The sequence below is a fragment of the Streptomyces sp. NPDC022552 genome, from assembly GCF_055561875.1.
In genome coordinates this window covers 1-4,983 of record NZ_JBVHGJ010000033.1, presented here as the reverse complement: position 1 = coordinate 4,983, position 4,983 = coordinate 1, and the positions used below count along the sequence as shown (strand labels likewise).

At 72.4% G+C, this 4,983-nt stretch carries 2 protein-coding genes; both read left to right on the top strand.

Annotation, left to right across the window (positions count from 1 at the left end; genetic code table 11):
- The coding region (locus ACZ3OF_RS35870) for a type I polyketide synthase (protein WP_467309047.1) at positions 1-2,044 on the top strand (2,044 nt) is incomplete at its 5' end.
- Positions 2,045-2,143: 99 nt separating this feature from the next.
- The coding region (locus ACZ3OF_RS35865) for a type I polyketide synthase (protein WP_467309045.1) at positions 2,144-4,983 on the top strand (2,840 nt) is incomplete at its 3' end.

The window sequence follows — 4,983 nt, the reverse complement described above, 5'->3', positions numbered from 1 at the left end:
CGACCACACCGCACGCCTCGACATCACCGACCCCACCGGACAACCCGTCGCCACCATCGAACGCCTCGACCTCCGACCCCTCACCAAGGTGGCCGTGCGGCAGGCGGACGACGTGGTACGCGACGCGTTGTTCCGGGTGGAGTGGGTCCCCGCTCCGGGGGACGGCTCCGCGGACGGCACGGGTACGTGGGCTGTGCTGGGGACTGCGGAGGCGGCGGACGCCCTGGGCGCCACGGCACCCGTGTTCGCGGACCTGACCGCACTGGCACAGGCCATCGACGACGGCCAGACGACACCGCGCACCGTCCTCGTCCCCCTCACGGCCACCTCCGGCGCCGACGACGAACTCCCCTCCCACGCACACACCGCGCTCCAGAACACCCTCCGACTCGCACAGGACTGGCTCGCCGACGACCGGTTCACCGACTCCCGTCTGATCGTGGTCACCCACCACGCCGTCGCCGTCCACTCCCACGACCTCACCGACCTCACCCACGCCGGCGCCTGGGGCCTCCTCCGCTCCGCCGCCACCGAGAACCCCGGACGCTTCCTCCTCCTCGACACCGACACCCCACCACTCGCCCAGAGCCTGCCCGCCCTGGTCACACATCTCGACGAGCCCCAGGCCGCCATCCGCGACAGCCAGCTCCTCGTCCCGCGGCTCGCCCGCACCACCGCGACCGAGACCGAGCGCGACGCTGTCGACTGGAGCCGCGGAACCGTCCTGATCACCGGAGCCACCGGCACCCTCGGCACCCTCCTCGCCCGCCACCTCGTCACCCGACACGGCGCCCGACACCTCCTCCTCCTCAGCCGCCGCGGCCCCGACGCCCCCGGCGCCACCGAACTCCGGACCGAACTCACCGAACTCGGCGCCCACGCCGACCTCGTCGCCTGCGACACCACCGACCGCACCGCCCTCGCACAGGCCCTCAAGAACGTGCCCGAGGACCGCCCCCTGACCGCCGTCGTCCACACCGCAGGCATCACCGACGACGGCGTTCTGGCGGCCATGCCGGCCGACCAGCTGGCACGGGTGCTGCGCCCGAAGCTCGACGCCGCGTGGTACCTGCACGAGCTGACCCGCGACCTGGGCCTCGACGCGTTCGTGCTCTACTCGTCGATCGCCGGGCTTCTGGGGACGGCCGGTCAGGCCAACTACGCGGCCGGAAACACCTTCCTCGACGCCCTCGCCGAACACCGCAGGGGCCTCGGTCTGCCGGCCGTCTCGCTGGGCTGGGGCCTGTGGGGCCAGAGCAGCGATCTGAGTGGTCACCTGGACGAGGTGGACCTCAAGCGCATGGCGCGCTCGGGCCTGGTCCCGCTGTCCAACGACGACGGCATGGCGCTGTTCGACGCCGCCCTGCACGTCGACGACGCCGTCCTCGCCGCCAGCCGTCTGGACACCGCCGCGCTGCGGCGGCAGAACACCGAACCGCTGCCGCTGCTGCGAGGCCTGGTCCCCGCCGCACGCCGGCGCACCGCCGTCGCGGCGGACACCACCGCGAGCGGTCCCTCGCTGGTGCAGCGTCTGGCGGGTCTGACCCGCGAGGAGCAGCAGCAGGCCCTCACGGATCTGGTCCGCTCCCAGGTGTCCGACGTGCTCGGGCACTCCGGCGGCGACGGTGTGGCGGCGGCGCGGGCGTTCAAGGATCTGGGGTTCGACTCGCTGACCGCCGTGGAGCTGCGCAACCAGTTGCACACCGCGACCGGGCTGCGGTTGCCGGCCACCCTGATCTACGACCACCCGACCCCTGCCGCCCTGGCCGCCCATCTGCTCGACCAGCTCGCGGACGAGCTGTCGCCGACCGGGCCTCTGCTCGCCGAGCTCGGCCGTCTCAGGTCGGTGATCGGCGGTGCTGGCCTCGGCGGCTCCGCGCAGGCGGAGGTCGTCGCGGCCCTGCGGGAGCTGCTGACCACAGCCGGTGCTGCGCCCGGGGTGGAGCCCGGCGCGGTGCTCGGCGAGCCGGATGCCGCCGACGACCGCGACCTCGATTCGGCAAGTGACGAGGAGCTGTTCGCGCTCCTCGACGACCTCGACTGACCCCGCGTACCGGTCACGGCCGGACGCACACGCACACCGTTCGTAAGACGCACGAACTCGCCGGAAGCGCGGGTCCGTCATCCTGGGAGCTGAGAACACGTGGCTGATGAGAAGGAACTCCGCGATTACCTGAAGCGTGCCATCGCCGACGCACGCGACGCGCGCAGGAAGTTGCGTGACATCGAGGAGCAGTCGCGCGAGCCGATCGCGATCGTGGGCATGGCCTGCCGCTTCCCCGGCGGGGTGTCCTCGCCCGAGGAGCTGTGGCGCCTGGTCGCCGACGGCGTCGACGCGATCGGCGAGTTCCCCGACAACCGGGGCTGGGACCTGGAGAACCTGTACGACCCCGATCCCGAGCAGGTCGGCACGTCGTACACCCGCAGCGGTGGTTTCCTGAACGACGCGGACCAGTTCGATCCCGCCTTCTTCGGCATGTCGCCGCGCGAGGCGCTGGCCGCCGATCCGCAGCAGCGGCTGCTCCTGGAGACGGCCTGGGAGGCGATGGAGGACGCGGGCCTCGACCCCCACGCGTTCCGGGGCAGCCGTACGGGTGTGTTCTCCGGGCTGATGTACACCGACTACGCCACTCGTCCCGGCCTGCCGATGGAGGGCGTCGAGGGGTACCTGTACAGCGGCAGCGCGGGCAGCATCGCGGTCGGCCGGGTGGCCTACACCTTCGGCTTCGAGGGGCCGGCGGTCAGCGTGGACACGGCCTGCTCGTCCTCGCTGGTCGCCATCCACCAGGCGATCGCCGCACTGCGTGCGGGCGAGTGCGACCTGGCGCTGGCCGGGGGCGTCGCGGTGATGTCGACGCCGGTCGCGTTCGTGGAGATCTCCGCGCTGCGAGGTCTGTCCGCGGACGGCCGGTGCAAGGCGTTCGGCGCCGGCGCGGACGGTACGGGCTGGTCCGAGGGTGTCGGCCTGCTGCTCGTCGAACGGCTCTCCGACGCACGACGCAACGGACACCGCGTCCTCGCCGTCCTGCGAGGATCGGCCATCAACCAGGACGGCGCCTCCAACGGCCTGACCGCACCCAGCGGCCCCGCCCAGGAACGCGTCATCCACCAGGCCCTCACCAACGCCGGCCTCACCACCGACGACATCGACGCCGTCGAAGCACACGGCACCGGCACCCGCCTCGGCGACCCCATCGAAGCCCAGGCCCTCCTCGCCACCTACGGCCGCAAGCGCGCCACACCGCACCCGCTCTACCTCGGCTCGCTGAAGTCGAACATCGGGCACACCCAGGCCGCCGCCGGTGTGGGCGGTGTCATCAAGATGGTGCAGGCCATGCGCCACGGTGCCCTGCCCCGCACCCTGCACGCCGACGAGCCCACCACCATCGTCGACTGGGAATCCGGAGCGGTCGAGCTGCTCACCGAACAGCGGCCCTGGCCGACCTTGGAGGACCGCCCCCGCCGTGCGGCCGTCTCGTCCTTCGGGATGGGCGGCACCAATGCCCACGTCATCGTCGAGCAGGCAGACGCGTTCGGCCCGGACGCCGAGCCGGAGAGCGAACCGGCCGGAGAGCCCGCCGTGACAGCGGGCGCGTCGGCCGACCCCGGTGCGCTGCGGGCGGCGATGCCGTTCGTGCTGAGCGCCACGTCCGGTCCGGCGTTGGCGGGTCAGGCCGAACGGCTTGCCGAGCACATCGAGCGGAACCCGGACGTCGCCCTCGGCGACATCGCGTACTCGCTCACCGGCCGGACCGAGTTCGAAGAGCGTGCCGTGGTCGTCGCCGGCACGGACGACGAACCCGAGCAGGTCGTGGAGCGGCTGCGGGCGCTGAGCGAGGGCCGGGACGCCCGGGGTGCGTCACGGGGCACCGCGATGCCGCGGTCCAAGACCGTCTTCGTCTTCCCCGGTCAGGGCTCGCAGTGGGCCGGCATGGCCGTCGAACTCCTCGACGAATCGGCCGTGTTCGCCGAACGGTTCGCCGAGTGCGCCACCGCGGTCGAGGCTCACGTCGACTGGTCGGTCGAGGCCGTGCTCCGTGGCCGGGACGGCGCACCGTCGCTCGATCTCATCGAGGTCGTCCAGCCCGTGCTGTTCGCCGTGCACGTGTCGCTCGCCGAGGTGTGGCGCTCGCACGGGATCGTGCCCGACGCCGTCGTCGGACACTCCCAGGGCGAGATCGCCGCCGCCTGCGTCAGCGGCGCGCTCACCCTGGAGGACGCCGCCCGGATCGTCGTCGTACGTTCGCAGCTCTTCGCCGACGAGCTCCTCGGCCGGGGCGGCGTGGCATCCGTCGCGCTCTCCTCTGTCGACATCGCGCGCCGGCTCGAGCCGTACGGGGACCTGCTGTCGATCGCGGGTGTCAACAGCCCGAGCCTGGTCACGGTCGCCGGTGACCGTGAGGCGCTGGAGAAGCTGGTGGCCGAGCTCGTGGAGCAGGATGTACGGGCCCGGATGATCCCGGCGTCCGTCGCCTCGCACTGCGCCCAGGTCGAGCCGCTGCGCGAGCGGCTGCTGGAGCTGCTGTCGTTCGTCCGGCCGCGCACGGGTGAGGTGCCGGTGTACTCCTCCGTCACGGGCGAGACCCTGCGGGGGCCGGAACTGACGGCCGAGTACTGGTACGAGAACTGCCGCCGGCCGGTCTCCTTCGAGCCGGTCGTGAGGTCGCTCCTCGCCGACGGGTTCGACGTGTTCGTGGAGTCCAGTGCCCACCCGGTGCTGACCTTCGGTCTGTCGCAGACCGTCGAGGCGGCAGGTGCGGACGCGACCGTGATCGGGACGCTGCGCCGTAACCGCGGTGGCCTGGAGCAGTTCCGGACCGCGCTGGGCGAGGCCTACGTGGACGGTGTGCCGGTCGGCTGGGGCTCGTTCTTCGGGGGTTCGGGGGCTCGTCGGGTGGATCTCCCCCCGTACGCGTTCCAGCGCAGCCGCTTCTGGCTGGACGCCGCACCGACCACTGCCGGCGACGCCTCCGGACTCGGCCT